Source organism: Vibrio sp. DW001 (genome assembly GCF_029016285.1).
Taxonomy (GTDB): Bacteria; Pseudomonadota; Gammaproteobacteria; order Enterobacterales; family Vibrionaceae; genus Vibrio.
In genome coordinates, this window is sequence record NZ_CP091975.1 from 212,119 (window position 1) to 231,554 (window position 19,436).

Here is a 19,436-nt window from a genome sequence, read left to right on the forward strand (position 1 = left end):
GATAATTATATGAGTTTTATAACATTTAGGCGATACTATTTAGACCGGGTTCTATTAAAAACGAATTTCTTTGGGAAAGTCCTAGATCTAGGTGGGAAAAAAGACAATAAAAGGGGGAAGTTTCGGCCTCCATTAAGTCAGGTGGAGAGTTGGGAATACCTAAATATAGACGAAACTACAAATCCAGATTATTGCTGTAGCGCTGAGAATGTCCCAGTTGACAATGAGAGCTTTGATGTTGTACTAATGGCCGAGGTATTAGAGCATTTAGAAAATCCCTCTAGCGTCCTAAAAGAAGCCCATCGAATACTTAGAAGAGATGGAAAACTCGTTGCTACAATGCCGTTCATGTATGCTTTACATGCAGATCCTTATGACTTTCAAAGATGGACGAATGTAAAAATAAAAATTGAGTTAGAAAAAGCAGGCTTTGTAGACGTGAAAATTGAAACTATGGGTTCTGTATTTTCCGTTATTTACGATTTTATATACTTTTCAATTAATACAATATCAAAAAATAGAAATGCTCTAAAAAATAAATTAGCAAGAAAAATTATAATGCCAGTTCTTTCAAGGTTATTTTTATTACTAGATGAGAAATACATGTATAAATCTAATTCCATTACTACTGGATATTATATTGAAGCAAAAAAAGGAAATATAGACTAATGAAAACTGCTATTGTAACCGGTGTCACGGGACAAGATGGAGCATATTTAACAGAATTTCTAATTAATAATAATTACATTGTTTATGGTTTGTTTCGTAGAACCTCTTCGGTGAATTTTTGGAGATTAAAAGAATTAGGAATTGATACTCATGACAATTTAAACCTTATTGAGTGTGATATAACAGATCTAGCGAATGTAATTAAAATTGTATCAGATGTAAAACCTATTGAAATTTATAACTTAGCAGCTCAAAGTTTTGTAGGTGTGTCATTTATACAACCACTTGCGACTGCTCAGATCACCGGATTGGGAGCTGTAAATTTTTTGGAGGCAATAAAAATTGTTGATACTAGTATTAAATTCTATCAAGCAAGCACCTCTGAAATGTTTGGAGATGTGCAAGAGATCCCTCAGACAGAAAAAACCCCTTTTTATCCGAGAAGTCCATATGGTATAGCTAAGCTGTACGCACACTGGATGACAATAAATTACAGAGAAAGCTATGGAATCTTTGCTTGCAGCGGAATTTTGTTTAACCATGAATCTCCACTTAGAGGGCTAGAATTTGTAACAAGAAAAATTACAGACGGAGTAGCAAAAATTAAACTGGGGAAGTTAGAGCATCTAGAATTAGGTAATATGGATGCCAAACGAGATTGGGGTTTTGCGAAAGATTATGTTGAAGGAATGTATCTAATTTTGCAAGCTAAAGTGCCCGATACTTATGTATTATCAACAAATCGAACTGAAACAGTAAGAGATTTCGTACGACTTGCATTTGGAGCTGTGGATATTGATGTCGAGTTTCAGGGCGAAGGCTTAAACGAAGTAGGAATTGATAAGGTAACAAAACAAGTAATAATAAGGGTCAACGAAAAATTCTATAGGCCTGCAGAAGTTGATTTTCTTCTAGGCGATTCAACCAAAGCTAAAAAACAGCTTGGCTGGGAGGCGAAGACAACTCTAGAAGAAATGTGCACCATGATGGTTAAATCTGATTTGAAAAGGAATTTGAATGAGCAATGCTTCTAGAAGAGTTTTGATTTTTGGTATAGATGGTTTTACGGGAAATCATCTAGCACATTATCTTTCTGAACAGGGACATGAAGTTCTGGGTACCTCTTATTCTCCCCTGCACGACCCTCGTGTTTTTAAATGTGACATTTGTGATAAAAATAATGTATTAGACGTCCTAAAAAAAACCAAACCTAATTATATAGTAAACTTAGCCGGTATATCTTTTGTAGCGAATAAAAATGATGAGCTATTCTATAACGTTAATGTTTTAGCCGTGGAGAATATACTATCATCAATTCTGGAGGTTAAGGGCTATAGCCCTGAAAAGATAATATTAGTGAGTAGCGCCTCTGTTTATGGAGCTCAACCGAGTGATATTCTAGATGAAAGTATGCAGCCAAATCCTATGAATCATTACGGAATTAGCAAGTTTGCTATGGAGCAAATGGCAAGAACATATTTTACAAGACTTAATATTATTATTACTCGCCCGTTTAATTATACAGGGGTAGGTCAAAAAAATTATTTTTTGATACCAAAAATAGTCGAGCATTACAAAAATTCATTTGGAAAAATAGAACTTGGAAACCTAAATATAAGTCGTGAATTTAACGATATTGATTTTGTTTGTGAAGCCTACAATAGACTTCTAGAGTTAGGCGAAAAATCGAACGTTTACAATATTTGCTCAAATAAAGCGATAAAACTTATTGACATTATTAATATAATGAATGAAATCGCTGGCTATAAAATTAAAGTAGAAACAAATGAGAAATTTTTAAGAAAGAATGATGTAGAAACACTAACTGGATCTAGTGATAAACTTTTTGATAAGGTATCAACAATCGAAAACCCAGATTTTAGAGATACCCTTAAAAAAATGTATGAGAGTTAATATGCACCGTCTAATTGTGATATATATGATAGTAAGAAACTATTTTTCTAGAAGTAAAATAAAATACATATCAGAGAATGCGGATTGGGTTATTAGAGATATAGGCGAATGTTTAAAAAATAAAATATGCAATTTTGATCTTACGGTTACCCATTATGGAATTAGGAATTCGATTGTTCATTATGGGTCTATCGGAGTATTTCTAGAGCAGAGCAGAATAAGGCTTCCCCATAAATCGAATCAAGTTGTTGTAACTTGGTTCCACGTGGTATCAAATGATGAACGAACTAAGTTAATTCCCGAAGCAATAAAACATGTCGATGTTTGGCATACGGCGTCGGTACACACTCGAAATAACTTGGTTGAGTTAGGAATACCGAAAGAAAGAGTTGTTGTTGTCCCTCTTGGCGTTGATCTAGATTGCTTTAAACCTGCCTTATATAGCGGAAATTCTAAAATAATTGAATCTGCTAAGTTGCAAAAAGATACCGTGATTATAGGGTCATTTCAAAAAGATGGGAACGGGTGGGGGGAAGGGCTTGATCCCAAACTTATCAAAGGGCCTGATATACTATGCGATGTAATAGAGAGGCTAGCTGAGAGATATAATATATTCGTCCTACTTACGGGACCAGCAAGAGGGTATGTAAAACATCGATTAGATGTTTCAAAAATTCCTTATCAACATGATTTTTTAGATGTTCCAACTAAAGTTGCTGAATACTTTCAAGAAATAGATTTATACATGGTAACTTCTAGAGAAGAAGGAGGCCCTAAATCGATACTAGAATCGATGGCTTGTGGCGTACCTTTAATAAGCACTAAAGTGGGAATGGCACCCGATATGATAATCAACGGCGAAAACGGATTTTTGATTGACTTGGATAATACGGATGAAATTTATGAGAAAGCTTGCTGTTTAATCGACAATAAAGAAATACAAGATAAATTTATTTCAAATGGTATTGATACCATCAAAAATTATGATTGGGGAAAGATCGCAGCTCAATATTATGAAAAAATTTACGTGGGTTTGCTATGAAAATTCATATCTTGTTTGAACTAAAAGAGGGAGCCACTGGAGGTGGAAATCAGTTTTTAAAAGCAATCCGAGATTACTTTACTAGAGCTGATATTTATACTGAGATAGTATCTGAAGCGGACATTATCCTATATAACAGTCATCAATTCATCACTGAATTAATGGAAGTAAAACGTAAATATCCAGACAAACTATTTGTACATAGAATTGACGGACCAATAAGACTATATAGCAATATGAATGACAGAAGGGACTTTGTTATTAATAATGCTAACAAGCTTATTGCAGACGCTTCAATATTTCAATCGAATTGGAGTAAAAAAAAGGGATTGAGCATGGGATTAGTATCAAATCGATTCGAAACGACTATTTTGAATGCCCCTAACCCAGGTTTTTTTAACCCTAAAACTCCTACTAAACTTGAGATAGATAAAAAAATAAAACTGATAGCAACCAGTTGGTCCTCAAACATAAAAAAAGGGTTTGAGGTTTATAAATGGCTTGATGAAAATCTGGACTTTGACATTTATGACATGACATTTGTAGGTAATAGTCCAGTGACATTTGAAAATATTAACTACAAAAAACCAATGAACAGTGAAGATTTATCAGTCGAATTAAAGAATCATGACCTGTTTATAACTGCGTCACAAAATGACCCTTGCTCAAATTCGCTAATAGAAGCTTTACATTGCGGGCTACCTTGCATAGGGCTTAACGAAGGTGGTCATACTGAGATTATATCAAGTGGAGGAGAGCTATTTGACAATAAAGAGGATATTCTCATTCTTTTGGAGAAAATAGTGAGTAATTATTCGGTGTATCAGAATAATATTGACATACCAGATATTGATGTTGTTGGTGAAAAATATTCAAGTTTTTTGGAAATGATTTATTTAGAAAAAAAATATGGGAATTATCAAAGTAAGAAATTTGGGATTTATGATCATATATTCTTGCTTGCTTCACTTTCAATATGGAAATTGAGTGAAAAATTCACGTCTCATCGCAAGAATTAAGTTTGAGTTTTATTAATAACTTCGACAATCCGGAAAATATAATCTTAGTGGACCATAAGCATGAATAAGTTAATAATGTCATTACTAAAAAATAAAGTTGTAGCCAGCTTCTTGCAGAAATTGATCTTAAACTTACACTCGAAAGCATATAGCTTATCTAGTATTATCGCAATAAATTTAAATGATGGTGTCCATCCCAAGCACCGAATAATGAAATATAAAGAATGGTTTTTAGACCATGTGGAAGATAGCTGGGTAGTTTTGGATGTAGGATGTAACACCGGAATGATGCCAGAGGTTATGAGTACTAAGGCCGATTTCGTGTATGGAATAGAGATGGAAGAGAGTCATATCTTGGAAGCTAAAAGGAAAAGGCAACAAAAAAATATTGAATTTATTTTGGCTGATGCTACGAAATATGACTACACAAAGTTAAGGGCTATCGATTGTGTCACTTTATCAAATGTTCTTGAACATATTGAACATAGAGTGGATTTTTTACAGAAATTAATAAAACAAATAAACTGGAATGATAAGAAAAGGTTATTGATTCGTGTTCCCATGATTGATAGAGAATGGCTGACCATTTATAAGAAAGAACTGAGTGTAGAATACAGGCTTGATAAAACGCATTTTACGGAGTTCACATATATAGATTTTGTGAATGAATTGGAGAGGTCGGGAATTAAAGTTATTAAACATGATATAAAATTTGGTGAATTATATGCCGTCTGTGAAGTTAAATGAAACTCTACACAGTACATTAGAACCTTTTAGAAAACATCCATTATTAAACTTTATATATTTAGAAATTAATTTATGATCTTATCTCTTTTCTTTACACGTGGCATTTCACTTGAGTTATGGGTTAAGCAAGGCCTGTTTTATCGTGAAAAACTTATCTATGAAAAACATTTGGAACAGGGGAACTTGGACCGAGTATATTGGTTTACTTACGGAAGTCGCGATGAAAAGATAGCTGAAGAATTAAAGGAGAAGAATGAGTTACATAGACTCATCGAAGTTTATGAGATGCCAAAAGTGTTTGCTAACTCGAGGATTGGTAGCTATTTATATAGCGTTATATTACCCTTTTATTATCGGAAAAGGATACAGAGAAGTGTAATTATAAAAACAAACCAAATGGATGGTTCTTGGACTGGGGTTATTGCTCATGTGTTTTTTAGAAGGAAACTAATAGTAAGAACAGGGTATACGCCTAGTCAACTTGAAAGTAGTAAAAACAGGAATAGTTTAAGGCTAAAGTGGTATCGGTTTATAGAGAGGCTCTCATATAAGCATTGTGATATAGCGATAGTAGCAAGTCAACATAATAAAAAATATTTATTGGATAATAGATATCTGGAGCAAAATAAAATAAAGGTTATAAAAAACTTTGTTGATATAGAAACATTCAAGCCCCTTCTTCTTGAACGATATAATGATAGAATCCTATTTGTTGGGAGATTGAATCGAGAGAAAAACTTACATAGTCTTATAGAAGCTGTTGGAAAAACAAGCTTAACACTGGATATATATGGGACGGGGAATTTAGAACAAGAACTTATGAGTTTCGCAAAGGAAATGAATGCGAAAGTTAACTTTATGGGAGTTGTGGGAAATTCGCAACTAGCTAGTATATATAACCGTTATCAATATTACATCCTCCCTTCTTTTTTTGAGGGAATGCCTAAGACATTATTAGAAGCTATGGCTTGTGGTTGTGTTTGTATAGGCACTAATGTTCCTGGTATAAATGAGGTCATTGAAGACCAAGTTGACGGACTTTTATGTGATGACGTTTGCGCAACCGCCATATCAAACAAGCTTCACAGGCTTGGCGATGAAAATACAAAAATTCTTTCAATTAAAGCGGTATGGAAAATTGAGAGGTTTTATTCTTTAGAGCACACGGTTTATTTAGACCTAGAAATAATTAATAATTTATGAATACAAAATATACTCCTTTGGTTTCTGTTGTTATGTCTGTTTACAATGGTGAAGATTATTTGGCCGCTGCAATAGAATCGATTTTAGAACAAACATATGTTAATATTGAATTTGTAATTGTAAATGACGGATCTTCAGATAGCAGTTTATCCATTATTAAAAAATATATGAAAATCGATGATAGAATAGTATTAATTGACCAGGATAATATAGGTCTGACAAGGTCACTAAATAAAGCTATTTCGTATTCAAAGGGCAAGTACATCGCTAGACAGGATGCTGATGATGAAAGTTTAAGTTCCCGTTTAGCAGTACAAATGTCTTATATTAAAGAGTATAACTTGGATCTTGTTACATCTAGGGCAATAAAGAATACGAAGTCAGTTCCGAATCCCTTTATGTTGAATTTTCGTAAGGTGGATTCATTTAAAGCGGGTAACATGTTCATTCATGGTACATTTTTTGGTAAAACAAGTATCTTTAAAAAAATCGGGTACAACGAGCAATTTACTTACGCTCAAGATTTTAAATTTATTTTGGAATGTATTAAACATAAAGTTAGTATTGGATATGTCGCTGAGCCACTCTACATTATTAATGATGTAGAGTCGAATATAAGCAATAGAAAGAAGAAGGAGCAGAACCAATGTGTTTCGCAATCGTTGATTGAACATTTTGGTACTGACAGGTGCTTTAAGTTACTATCTAGGTTTAATGGTTTTCCATTCAAAATAATAAAAATATTAGCTTTGATTTCTTTCAATTTTGGAGGGGATGATGCGTTTAAATATATTAAAAAATAAAATTATACTTTTTTTTCTGCTATTGATTTTTAGTTTGTTAGCTAATGTTTTTGTATCCAATATGTCCATATTGGGAGCTTGTTCTTCATTGATGGGTCTTTCGCTTTTAATATATACGTTTTACATTAATGATGAAAGATACATTCTACTATTCTATATTTGGAATTGGTTTCTTGGGCCCTTTTTTATTATTAATTTCCATGAGTTAGGGTACGATTCTCTTGGCAGGCTTGATCTTTTTTTATCTGTCCTATTGTCACTTTATTTTGTATTGAAAAATAAAAAAATCAACACTACTTGTTTTTTTATACTAATACTCACTATTTTAAATGTTTTATTTACATTTATAAATGAATCAGAAACTATAGATCTTTTTGACTCCTATTACAGCATAGGATGTGGAGTATTAATTTCTTATATTCTATTCGGTATTATTAAAAATGAATGGGTCAGCCTGAACCCAAAAACTCATGATTTATTTTTCTTGCTGTTATGCTTTATATTTATATTTAATTTGTCATTGGCTTATATACAATTATTTTTCCCTGGGGTTTATATTAGATCAGGCTCAACAATAGCGTCTAGTTGGATATTTGGTGTGTTGGTGAATAGACCTATCGGATTATTTGATACTGCATTTCGTTTCCCCTTAAGTACTTTGTTACTGAGTTATTTTCTATTCATGTTTACAAATGACAAGTACAAAAGTGGAGTAATTAAATTTAATTTCATTTTTGTTTTTCCACTGATAATCTTGTCATCTTCTGCCGTTGGACTTGGTATTACACTTTATTGTATCAACCTTTATTGTAATAAAATCGAAGCTATTAGAAAAAATAAGACGAGGCTTTTACTATTTTTCTTGCTGTGCTTAGTCATTACATTATTCGATTTTTCACTTTCGGACCTCGGAAAGTCGACAGGTACAAAATTTCTGGTTTGGAGAATGATTGGTGAAGATTTGGTCTATAGTACTGATTTTCTCGATTTCCTATTTGGACATGGGATTGGTAGTACGGAACTATTGTCTGTGAATATCCCCGATTTTTTAGCCACTTATGAGTATGGGCGGATCTCATACGATCATGAAATTCTTCGTCGAGATGGATACTTATTACCACACAATATATTTATTCAAAAGTTATATGAATTCGGTTTTTTACTTTTCATGGTGATTCTGATACCTACTGTTCGATCTTTGATATATATCTATAGAAGTAAAGATTTCTCATTTATAAATTTGGTTTTCCTTGCCTCATTTGTTAACTACAATTTACATAATGGGATGTTTTCAGTATATTTCCTTCTTCCTTTATTGCTTGTTAGCCATTTGGAACGAAAGAGCAGAGGTGATTTCTTGAGTTGTACTATTATTAAGGCGAGGGAAGTTTTTTGATTTCAATAATTATGCCGTCACTAGATCCAGATGTAATAAAAATAACAAGTACCCTTGAATCTATTTTTATTAATCATGGTGATTTTGAGTTAATTCTTGTGCTCCAGAGTACACCGGCAGAGAAGATAAAAACCATCCAAAATTTATTCTCAGAGGAAAAAAAGCTAAGAATAGTAATTAACGACGAAGTCGGTATTTCTGCCGCAAGAAATAAAGGTATAAAAGTGTCTTTAGGCAGTTGGATTTTACTACTTGATGATGATGTTTATATAAAGGCAGACACCATAAAAAAATTAGTAGGGAATTTAGATAAGAATGTTTTAATGTATTACGGAAATGCTAAAGTGTATGATACCGAAGAATACTACGTGAAGCATTTTGTTAGGGATAAAGACCTCGATATTTGGAATTACAATAGAGTTTGTAGTATTGCGTTGATTATTAATAAAAATGTTTTTGAAACGTTTGGATATTTTGATGAAAGGCTAGGTTCGGGAACTTACTTTGGATCCTCAGAAGAGAGTGACTTAATTTTAAGAGTCTTATTGAACGAAATTCGAATAGTTTATATGGAGTGTTACAATGTTTATCATGAAAGAGCAATGCATTCACTTCCAAAGGTAGAGCGTTATGCTAGAGGAAGCGGGGCGTTGTATAGTAAATTTTTTGATTGCGGGAACTATAAATTATATTTAAAATTCATTTTGGATTTAGTTTTAAGAGTTATATTTTTGTTTACCTTTAGAAGGAAAAGATATGTATTCTTTAAGGGTTTTTTAAGTGGGTTATTCAAATTCTAGTCAATATAAAGTTATTGGCATTGAACTGAAACGCTTACCGTTTATAAAGTGAGGTAACCAGCAAGTGTTGTTACAGGCTTGAATCGTATGGACGGTGATAATGGCTTGGTGTTGCTGCATGCTCTAAGTTAGCTTAGCTCTGTATAATTCGATGCTGATAGCTCTGCTCATTCAGATCGTTGGTACAGGATAGGAGGGCATTAAATCCATAAATCAGAATCTAAATACTAGAAGTGAACTCTAAATACTGTTAAAGATGTCGGTAAAAATTGGCCTAGGTACATTAGCGATTTGTTTTTTTAGTGAACAAAAAGTATTCAAAGTGGAAGTTTGGCTTAAATGAAGTAACTGCAGAGTGACGAGTAAACAGAAAAGCGGTTACGCTGTAGAAAATCATGTATTTGCCGTTGTTCATACATCAATTCAAATAGAGAAAGTTAATAAATGACTAATATCTTACACATTTACAGAACATGTTACCCAGAAACACAGGGCGGCATCGAGCAAGTCATCAAGAGTTTATCTAAGGGGCTTGTTGAACTTGGTCAGAGCGTACGGATACTAGCTCTCTCTGATAAAAATAAAACGATCCACTATCAGGGAGCAGAAGTTATTTTCTTCCAGAGGGATTTCTCTATTAAGTCCAATTGTTTTTCATTTTCGATGTTTTGTAATATCAAGTCTCATTTTGAATGGGCAGATGTGGTTAACTTTCATTATCCTTGGCCATCTGGTGATTTGCTCGTTCCATTGATAAACTCGAACAAACCAATAGTGGTTACTTATCATTCAGATATAATTAGACAAAAGCTCCTAAAGTCAGTTTATAGTCCGCTAGAAAAGTACTTTTTAAATAGAGCTGATGCACTGGTGCCAACCAGCAAAAACTATCTAGAATCGAGTGAAACGTTAGCTAATTACAAGAGCAAATGTTCGGTTATCCCGCTTGGTGTTGATTTTTCTGAATATGATGCTGTTGACGCTGAAGTTAAGGTGGAAATGAGAGATAAAGTTGGTAGTGGCTTTTTCTTGTTTGTCGGGGTTCTTCGTTATTATAAGGGGTTACAGTACTTGCTAGAAGCTGCAAAAATGACCGGACATCAAGTGGTTATTGCGGGTAAGGGCCCTGAAGAGATACGGCTTAAGGAATATACGGAAGCTAACCATCTGACGAATGTTATTTTTTTAGGTTTTGTTTCCGAGAAGGAAAAGAATGCATTACTGTCATTGTCCAAGTGTTTTGTTTTTCCTTCTTTTGTAAGAACAGAAGCTTTTGGAGTATCACTTATAGAAGCGTTATATCACGGAAAACCTATTATATCTTGTGATATATCAACGGGCACATCGTTTGTAAACGAGCATTTGTCGACTGGATACGTTATAGCTCCTGCTGACTCTCGAGCGTTGGCAAAAGCAATGTCAGATATGGAAGGGGATGAGAGATATCAGGAATACAGTGTAAATGCCAAAGCTAGGGCTTTATCATTGTTCTCCTATAAAAAAATGACAGGTAGTTATCAGGAGCTCTATGGGACCCTCCTTGCTCGAAAATAAATAGCATTGATTCACTGATGGTGATGTGTAGAATTGATTTATTGGCGAGCATATTCTAAAAATGTAAAACCATTCACGGTTATTAACTTGCCTTAAAGAAATATTTGGAATTTTAATATGATTACTCCTGTAATAATAGCAGGGGGCACAGGCTCCCGTTTATGGCCTCTGTCTCGTGAGCTTTATCCAAAACAATTTTTAAGTGTTACCGGCGATATGTCTATGCTACAGCAGACAGTTTCACGACTTGCAGGTATAGAGCACAAAAATCCAATTCTTGTTTGTAATGAAGAGCATCGTTTTATTGCTGCAGAACAGATGCGCTTAGGTGGTTTTGAACATGGTGGTATTATTTTAGAACCCGTAGGTAGAAATACTGCACCAGCAATTGCTCTCGCAGCGCTGCAAGCGTTAAGTAATTCAGATAATAGAGATGATCCGCTGTTATTGGTATTAGCTGCTGATCATGTAATTGAGAATGAAGCTGCTTTTGTAAATTCAATTGTAAAAGCTCAGAATTCTACAAATGATGGTAAGTTAGTTGCATTTGGTATCGTACCAAATTCACCAGAAACTGGTTATGGTTATATTAAATCAGGTAAAAAGCAAGGTGATGCGTTTTTGGTAAGTGAATTTGTTGAAAAGCCTGATTTAGCAACAGCAGAACAATACTTAGCAACAAATGAATATTACTGGAATAGCGGTATGTTTTTGTTTAAGGCAAGTCGTTATCTTGAGGAGTTGGCTAAATATGAACCAGAAATCCTTGAAATATGTAAGAAAGTAATCGCAATATCGTCACAAGATATTGAATTTATACGCATAGATTCGGAAGTTTTTAAAGTGTGTCCTGATAAGTCTGTTGATTATGCTGTAATGGAAAGAACGGATTCAGCAGTTGTGGTACCAATGGATGCGGGGTGGAGTGATGTAGGTTCATTCTCTGCTTTATGGGACATTTCAGAAAAAGATAAAAATAAGAATGCAATTAGAGGGGATGTTATTACTATTGATTCAACAAATAATTACATCTTTGCAGAACACAAACTTGTTTCGATTGTTGGTGTTGATAATTTAGTCGTGATTGAAACAAAAGACGCCATTTTAGTTGCTAATAAAGATAAAGTACAAGACGTTAAAAGAGTGGTCACTAAGCTGAAAGAAGCGGGACGAACAGAGCAAAAGCTGCATAGAGAGGTTTATCGGCCTTGGGGTAAGTATGACTCGATAGATTTTGGTGCTAGAGACCAAGTTAAACGAATAACCGTAAAGCCGGGTGAAAAGCTTTCGATTCAGAAACATTTCCATCGCTCAGAGCACTGGGTCGTAGTATCAGGTACAGCAAGTGTATTAAATGGTGATGAAACAACGATAGTGACAGAAAATGAATCGATTTATATACCATTAGGTACTGTTCATGCTCTAGAGAATCCTGGGAAGATACCATTAGAAATGATAGAAGTACAAACAGGTAGCTATCTTGGCGAAGATGATATTGTCCGTTTTGAAGACCGATACGGCAGAAATTAAGGAAAGGTATGTCGATTAATTTAGTTACTTCAACCGTTATTAAAGATAACGGTGTTACTTTTGCTACAAGTGGCACTAGAGGCTTAGTCACTCAGTTTACGGCAAATGAATGTACAGCTTTTATCGCCGCAATTAACTCAAACTTTACGTTCTCAAAAGTTGCCCTAGCAATCGATAATCGCCCTAGCAGTTATACAATGGCACAAGTTTGTGCTTAGCTATTATATTATCACAGTTTGGTATCGAAGTTATCTATTATGGTGTTGTGCCCACACCAGCATTAGCTTATATAGCAAAAGAAAAAGAAATTCCCGCTATTATTATTATGGTCACAGGAAGCCATATTCCATTTGATAGAAACAGTTTGAAGTTCTATCGTCCTGATGGTGAAATTAGCAAAGCTGATGAGGGGATTATATTAAACGGAGCAGTTGAATTTGTTGCCGTTACAGAGTTGTCAGAGCTGACAGTAAACCATCAGGCAGCAGAAAATTATATTACATGCTATACATCACTATTCGATTTACCAGTTGGCTAACTAGTATCTATGAGCACTCTAGTGCTGGTCGTGATTTGTTCTATAGAATCTTTGAATAATTTGGAGCTGAAGTCATCAGCTTAGAATGTAGCGATCAGTTTTTTCCTATTGATACGGAAGCGGTTTCTGAAGCTGATACATTAAAAGCCATTAATTGGCCTAATGAGTATAACCTTGATTTAGTGTTTTCAACTAATGATGATGGAGATCGCCCGTTAGTTTCAGACGAGAATGGCAACTGGATACGTGGTGATATTCTTGAATTATTAACCTCTGATGCATTAAAAATTGAAGTATTAGCTGTTCCTGTTAGTTGTAATACCGTTATTGAACTATGTGAACGCTTTTCTTATGTGGAAAGAACAAAATTTGGCTCACCATACGTTATTGCAGAGTTTTCTAATCTTGCAGAAGAGTATCGTACAATTGCCGTTTTTGAGGCTAATGGCGGTTATCTGTTAGGTAGTGATGTTGAAGTTAACGGGAGCCCATTAAAAGCGTACCAACACGAGATGCTGTACTTCCAGTAGCTATGCTATGATGGCTGCACAAAATAGTTCCATTTCAGAGTTGGTGAACGACTTACCACAACGTTATACGTATAGTGATCGAATTCAAAACTTTGCAGTAGAAAAGAGTCAATCTTTGATTGAAAAAGGGCAACTATCTCCGCAGGATCTCATAGAATCATTAGGCTTTGAACATATAATTGTGGAAGGTATTGATAGTACAGATGGACTTCGTATATTGTTAACCGATCGTAGTAAATCTTGTAAAATCAAGCTTAGATAGAATATCGAAAATTTAGCAGGCATGGTCATACAATATGACTTGCCAGAGGCGTAATGATGCATAAAGTGTTACTTACTGGTTATTCAGGGTTTGTTGGTTCATGTTTGCTTAAGCATCTACAAAAAAATCATATTGTTTCATTATTGGGGCGAACTTTGCCTCAAGATGATAACTCTGAATTTTATCAATCTGATTTAAATGATTTATCTAATCTTGAGCAAGCACTTTCTTGTGTGAACGTAATTATTCATTGTGCAGCTAGGGTGCATATAATGGATGATGAATCAGTTGAACCGATAGTTGAGTTTAGGAAAGTAAATACCTTAGGAACTCTTCATTTAGCTAGACAGGCTGCTGTCGCGGGAGTTAAGCGTTTTATCTATATCAGCTCAATTAAAGTTAATGGAGAATCAACAGAGTTTAATGAACCATTTAGATCTACTGATGCTCGCCTTCCAGAAGATTCTTATGGTCAATCTAAAGCTGAAGCCGAAGAGCAACTGATAAAATTTGCTGACGAAACAGGTTTAGAAGTTGTTATTATTCGACCTACATTAGTTTACGGCCCAGGTGTAAAAGCAAACTTTGCATCTTTATTGAATTTAGTTTCTAAAGGTTTGCCTTTACCGTTCGGTAGTATAACTAATAACAAGCGTAGTTTAATATCGATTAGTAACTTAGTCGATTTAATTATTACCTGTATTGATCACCCTAAAGCTATTAATCAAGTTTTTTTAGTTTCAGATGACCATGACATTTCTACTTCTGAAATAGTCAGAGAAATGGCAAAATCCCTTGGTAAGCCTCAATGGCAACTTCCTATACCACTATATTGTTATGAAACAGTTGGTCATGTTTTTGGTAAGGAAGATGTAATCAATAGACTATTAGGATCACTTCAAGTTGATATAGCACATACAAAAAAAACATTAGGGTGGACCCCCCCACAAACGCTAGAAGAAGGCTTTAAAGAAACAGCAGAAGCTTTTTTATTAACTAAAGAGAACAAAAAATGATTCGAATTATCGATTTCCTTGCAGCGTTTTTTGGTCTGATTCTCTTATGGCCAATCTTCGTTATCGTCACCATTATTGGTTTATTTGATACAGGATCTCCGATCTTCATTCAAGAGCGTGTTGGACGTAACAAAAAACCATTCAAGCTTGTTAAATTTCGTACAATGTCGGTTGATACTAAATCGGTAGCTAGCCACTTAGCAAATAGCTCCTCTATTACAAGGCTAGGTGATTTTTTACGTAAAACAAAAATCGATGAGCTACCTCAACTCATTAATGTAATTAGAGGGGAAATGAGTTTAGTTGGCCCGCGGCCTAACTTATTTAATCAAAAAGAGCTGATTAAAGAGCGTGATATAATGGGAGTTTATACAGTTTTACCTGGTATAACAGGCTTAGCTCAAGTTAGAAGTATTGATATGGCAACGCCATCATTACTTGCCAAAACAGATAGGCAGATGATCGATACTCTTACTGTATATAATTACTTCAAGTACATTCTTATGACTGTCACTGGAAGTGGAAGTGGTGATGCAGTGAAGTAAGCTTACTTTGCTGATTTTGATTGAAGACAACAAACTCTAACGTCAGTATAATACTGGTGTTAGTTTTATTAAGAGAATAATAATGGCCAGGCTTAATTTTTTCTGGAATTTATCGCGCTTTCACAAGCGGATTGTAAGTATATGTATTGATACTTTGTTTATCGTAACTTCATTTTATGCAGCATATTGGAATCGGATTGGTCATATTAAGCCTTTAGATGACGTATCAACTTAATTAGAAACTAACAAGAAGTAAAAGTGGAATGAACTACATGGGTGGGTCAGTTTTAAGTCGGCGTTGACAATGGGGTTTAGATGTGATGCATTGCTCACTTGATACTGCATTTTGTGAAGAAAATTCACGAATAAGAGCGGATGATCGTGCAGAGGCATTTGCAAGGTTCAGATAGGTATGCTTGAACTTACTAAAGAGCGAAACGATCTTTAAAGGTAGAATTAGACGTAAGCAGTTGAACTGCGCAATGGATGAAAACTTCTTAAGTAAGGTTCTAGCAAGCCTTACGTAACAGTTATGTTCATGCGGTTTCCGTGCGGTAATAATGCTAACGCATCACTGGTCGTTGATAGTAAAACACGAAGATATAGAGGAGAATAATCGGATTTTTTTACTAAACGCCAGTACAATAACAACTTAATATTTAATTATAACAAAGAAGACATGGCTAGATTAAATTTTATTTGGAACTTATCAAGGTTTAAGAAACGTCTTATTAGTTTAGCGATTGATAGTGTATTTGTTCTAATTTCGTTTTATGCGGCCTACTGGACGCGTATTGGTCACATCAAACCTCTTGAAGATACCCTTAATCAGTATGTAATTACGATCACGTTAGCAATCACATTAATTACCTTTACTAAGCTTGGGTTATATCGTGCAATTTTGCGCTATCTCACATTCCATGCATTGGCCGTAGTCAGTATTGGTACAATTATTTCAGCATCAGCTGTAGGCTTATTGGCGTATTATTTCGATGCCTCTGTTCCAAGATCTGTGCCATTAATCTATGGTGCCTATCTTTGTATCTTGTGTGGTGGTTCTCGTTTAATTGTCAGAACTCTAGTTGCCCAATCTCATGCAAAAGGGAAGAAGAAGGTCTTAATTTACGGAGCAGGAGCTGCAGGTCGGCAATTGGCCTTGACGCTTCGGTCGTCTGAAACGTATCGAGTTATTAGCTTTATTGATAAAGATAGTACGCTTGAAAATACAGTTATATTGGGGCTAGCGGTCGAAACGGTTAAAAAGGCTGAAAGTTTAATAAGGAAACATGGTATTGACCAAATTCTCTTGGCAGTACCTAGTGCATCACGCGCTCGACGTAAAGAAATTATCGATACTCTCGTTCATTTGCCCGCAGAAGTTTTAACTATTCCAGACATGGGCGATATTGTGTCCGGAATCGCAAATATTGATGAACTGAAAGATGTCGCAATCGAAGATCTGTTAGGTCGAGATCCTGTTGCGCCACAACAATCTCTGCTCCAAGCTAACATCAAAAGTAAAGTTGTAATGGTCACGGGAGCCGGTGGCTCTATTGGTTCCGAATTATGTAGGCAAATAATCAAGCAAAAACCTAAAACGATTGTATTATTCGAATTATCAGAATTTGCTTTGTATCAAATAGATAGAGAGCTAAATTCTTTAGTAAAGGTTGAAGGTTTAGAAGTAGAAATAGCTCCTCTTCTTGGTTCTGTTCAACGTATAAACCGATTAGCAGCAACAATGAAAGCTTTCAAAGTTGATACTGTTTATCACGCAGCCGCATACAAACATGTTCCTTTAGTCGAGCATAATGTTGTTGAAGGAGTTAGAAATAATGTGTTTGGTACGTACTATACTGCAAAGGCCGCGATAGAATCTGGAGTTGAGTCATTTGTTCTTATATCTACGGATAAAGCGGTTAGACCTACAAATGTAATGGGCACAACAAAACGAATTGCAGAATTAGGTTTGCAAGCACTATCACAGATAGAAAATAAGAAAGATAAAGGCACTCGATTCTGCATGGTTCGTTTTGGCAATGTTCTAGGTTCTTCGGGTTCAGTTATACCACTATTTAAGCGTCAAATTGCTCAAGGTGGACCTATTACAGTTACTCATCCTGATATTATTCGTTACTTTATGACTATACCAGAGGCCGCTCAACTTGTAATCCAGGCAGGCGCCATGGGTAAAGGTGGCGATGTGTTTGTATTAGACATGGGGGAACCAGTTAAAATTGTAGATTTGGCTGAAAATTTAGTTAATTTATCTGGGTTGGAGGTAAAAAGTGACTCTAATCCTTATGGCGATATTGAAATTCAGTTCTCTGGATTGCGTCCTGGCGAAAAATTATTTGAAGAGTTACTTATTGGTGACAACGTAGAAACTACGGCCCATGAACGAATTATGTCAGCAAAAGAAACATTTTTGCCATTTGATGAATATAGAATACTTCTCGAAAGTTTGGATATCGCATGCCATAATTTTGAACATGAAAGTATTAGGCAGCTCCTATTGGATGCCCCAACGGGATTTAACCCTACCGATGGTATTGGTGATTTGGTGTGGAAAAAAAGCATCATGGCCGAAAACCGACAGGCACATTAATTTGTGTCGTAGTCAAGTTATTAGAGAATCGAAATGAAAATCGCAATCGCAGGAACAGGCTACGTTGGCCTATCAAACGCAATGTTACTCGCTCAACATCATGAAGTGGTGGCGGTAGATATCATTGCTGAAAAAGTAGAAATGCTGAACAGCAAGCAGTCTCCTATTGTTGATGCAGAGATAGAAGATTTTTTAGTTAACAAAGCATTAAACTTCACCGCAACATTAGATGGTGATTTAGCCTATCGGGACGCCAACTACGTCATTATTGCTACACCGACTGATTATGATCCAGCGACTAACTATTTTAATACGTCTTCTGTAGAAGCGGTGATTAAGCAGGTAATGGCAATCAACGTTGATGCCGTGATGGTAATCAAGTCAACGGTTCCTGTTGGTTACACCGAAAGGATCAAACAAGAACTCGGTTGTGAAAATATTATGTTCTCACCTGAATTTTTGCGTGAAGGTAGCGCTCTGTACGATAACTTACATCCCTCACGAATCATCGTGGGCGAGCAAAGTGAGCGAGCGAAGGTATTTGCCGATTTGTTAGTTGAAGGCGCAGAGAAGCAAGATATTCAGGTTCTGTTTACCGATTCAACAGAAGCCGAAGCGGTAAAACTGTTTTCTAATACCTATCTTGCTCTCCGTGTCGCTTATTTTAACGAGCTTGATTCCTATGCAGAAGCGCATGGTTTAAATTCTCGTCAAATTATTGAAGGGGTAGGTTTAGACCCTCGTATTGGTAATCACTACAACAACCCTTCATTTGGTTATGGCGGTTACTGTTTACCTAAAGACACCAAGCAACTGTTGGCTAATTACCAGGAAGTGCCCAATAATATTATTGGCGCCATTGTTGACGCAAACAGAACGCGCAAAGATTTTGTTGCAGACTCTATAATCAACCGAAAACCTAAAGTGGTTGGTATCTATCGTCTGATAATGAAAGCCGGTTCAGATAATTTCCGTGCCTCTTCTATTCAAGGGATAATGAAGCGATTGAAGGCAAAAGGTATCGAGGTCGTTGTCTATGAGCCTGTTCTTAATGAGGAGCACTTCTTTCACTCTAAAGTGATTACTGACCTTGAAGCGTTCAAAGCCATGTCTGACGTTATTGTTTCTAATCGTATGGTTGATGAGATTCGAGATGTTGAAGACAAAGTCTATACGCGAGACCTGTTTGGTTCGGACTAAAAAACATTTGATATAGAGCACTTGCGGTTTTCTGATTCAGAAGCGAGTGCTCAAATTTCA

The 19,436-nt window shown here is 35.4% G+C and carries 19 protein-coding genes and 1 pseudogene; all 20 read left to right on the top strand.

The features are described 5' to 3' along the window. Positions 1–9 precede the first annotated feature (9 nt). The 20 genes and pseudogenes from L3V77_RS01015 to L3V77_RS01095 all read left to right on the top strand — a co-directional run bounded on the left by L3V77_RS01015 (position 10) and on the right by L3V77_RS01095 (position 19,376). Positions 10–669: a class I SAM-dependent methyltransferase gene (locus L3V77_RS01015; protein WP_275135368.1), complete on the top strand. Its 660-nt coding sequence runs from the start codon at positions 10–12 to the stop codon at positions 667–669. Beyond that, positions 669–1,703, top strand: a complete 1,035-nt coding sequence (gene gmd, locus L3V77_RS01020) for a GDP-mannose 4,6-dehydratase (protein ID WP_275135369.1) — start codon at positions 669–671, stop codon at positions 1,701–1,703. The genes L3V77_RS01015 and gmd overlap by 1 nt, the downstream gene beginning before the upstream one ends. Further along, entirely contained in the window at positions 1,687–2,583 is an 897-nt protein-coding gene (locus tag L3V77_RS01025; protein ID WP_275135370.1) for a GDP-mannose 4,6-dehydratase, read from the top strand. The genes gmd and L3V77_RS01025 overlap by 17 nt, the downstream gene beginning before the upstream one ends. Before the next feature lie 25 nt (positions 2,584–2,608). Continuing rightward, the gene (locus tag L3V77_RS01030) at positions 2,609–3,625 is read left to right on the top strand and encodes a glycosyltransferase family 4 protein (protein WP_275135371.1); all 1,017 of its coding nucleotides are present in this window, start codon (positions 2,609–2,611) and stop codon (positions 3,623–3,625) included. Continuing rightward, positions 3,622–4,644 carry a glycosyltransferase gene (locus tag L3V77_RS01035; RefSeq protein WP_275135372.1) on the top strand — a complete coding sequence of 341 codons (1,023 nt, stop codon included), beginning with the start codon at positions 3,622–3,624 and terminating at the stop codon, positions 4,642–4,644. The genes L3V77_RS01030 and L3V77_RS01035 overlap by 4 nt, the downstream gene beginning before the upstream one ends. A 60-nt stretch (positions 4,645–4,704) precedes the next feature. After that, positions 4,705–5,391, top strand: a complete 687-nt coding sequence (locus L3V77_RS01040) for a class I SAM-dependent methyltransferase (RefSeq protein ID WP_275135373.1) — start codon at positions 4,705–4,707, stop codon at positions 5,389–5,391. Positions 5,392–5,463: 72 nt separating this feature from the next. After that, a complete protein-coding gene (locus L3V77_RS01045) occupies positions 5,464–6,594 on the top strand; it encodes a glycosyltransferase (RefSeq protein WP_275135374.1) in 1,131 nt (376 codons plus the stop codon). Continuing rightward, a complete protein-coding gene (locus L3V77_RS01050) occupies positions 6,591–7,397 on the top strand; it encodes a glycosyltransferase (RefSeq protein WP_275135375.1) in 807 nt (268 codons plus the stop codon). Before L3V77_RS01045 ends, L3V77_RS01050 begins: the two co-directional genes overlap by 4 nt. Before the next feature lie 1,392 nt (positions 7,398–8,789). Next, positions 8,790–9,593: a glycosyltransferase gene (locus tag L3V77_RS01055; RefSeq protein ID WP_275135376.1), complete on the top strand. Its 804-nt coding sequence runs from the start codon at positions 8,790–8,792 to the stop codon at positions 9,591–9,593. Between the two features lie 444 nt (positions 9,594–10,037). Then, positions 10,038–11,147 carry a glycosyltransferase gene (locus L3V77_RS01060; protein ID WP_275135377.1) on the top strand — a complete coding sequence of 370 codons (1,110 nt, stop codon included), beginning with the start codon at positions 10,038–10,040 and terminating at the stop codon, positions 11,145–11,147. Between the two features lie 117 nt (positions 11,148–11,264). Beyond that, a complete protein-coding gene (locus L3V77_RS01065; protein WP_275135378.1) occupies positions 11,265–12,677 on the top strand; it encodes a mannose-1-phosphate guanylyltransferase/mannose-6-phosphate isomerase in 1,413 nt (470 codons plus the stop codon). A gap of 8 nt (positions 12,678–12,685) precedes the next feature. Beyond that, entirely contained in the window at positions 12,686–12,895 is a 210-nt protein-coding gene (locus L3V77_RS25055) for a hypothetical protein (protein WP_342752050.1), read from the top strand. After that, positions 12,886–13,215 (top strand): hypothetical protein, encoded by a 330-nt coding sequence (locus L3V77_RS25060; protein ID WP_342752051.1) that lies wholly within the window; start codon positions 12,886–12,888, stop codon positions 13,213–13,215. The genes L3V77_RS25055 and L3V77_RS25060 overlap by 10 nt, the downstream gene beginning before the upstream one ends. 182 nt (positions 13,216–13,397) lie before the next feature. Beyond that, positions 13,398–13,745 carry a hypothetical protein gene (locus tag L3V77_RS25065; protein WP_342752052.1) on the top strand — a complete coding sequence of 116 codons (348 nt, stop codon included), beginning with the start codon at positions 13,398–13,400 and terminating at the stop codon, positions 13,743–13,745. A 7-nt stretch (positions 13,746–13,752) separates the two neighbouring features. After that, positions 13,753–14,007 carry a hypothetical protein gene (locus L3V77_RS25070; protein ID WP_342752053.1) on the top strand — a complete coding sequence of 85 codons (255 nt, stop codon included), beginning with the start codon at positions 13,753–13,755 and terminating at the stop codon, positions 14,005–14,007. 53 nt (positions 14,008–14,060) lie between these two features. Next, a complete protein-coding gene (locus tag L3V77_RS01075) occupies positions 14,061–15,023 on the top strand; it encodes an SDR family oxidoreductase (protein WP_275135379.1) in 963 nt (320 codons plus the stop codon). Beyond that, positions 15,020–15,568 (top strand): sugar transferase, encoded by a 549-nt coding sequence (locus tag L3V77_RS01080; protein WP_275135380.1) that lies wholly within the window; start codon positions 15,020–15,022, stop codon positions 15,566–15,568. The genes L3V77_RS01075 and L3V77_RS01080 overlap by 4 nt, the downstream gene beginning before the upstream one ends. Before the next feature lie 305 nt (positions 15,569–15,873). After that, a pseudogene (locus tag L3V77_RS01085) lies at positions 15,874–16,095 on the top strand (ISAs1 family transposase); the annotation flags it as partial. A 152-nt stretch (positions 16,096–16,247) separates the two neighbouring features. Beyond that, positions 16,248–18,176, top strand: a complete 1,929-nt coding sequence (locus L3V77_RS01090; protein ID WP_275135381.1) for a nucleoside-diphosphate sugar epimerase/dehydratase — start codon at positions 16,248–16,250, stop codon at positions 18,174–18,176. A gap of 33 nt (positions 18,177–18,209) precedes the next feature. Further along, positions 18,210–19,376, top strand: coding sequence for a nucleotide sugar dehydrogenase (locus tag L3V77_RS01095; protein WP_275135382.1), 1,167 nt, complete (start codon positions 18,210–18,212; stop codon positions 19,374–19,376). Positions 19,377–19,436 lie beyond the last annotated feature (60 nt).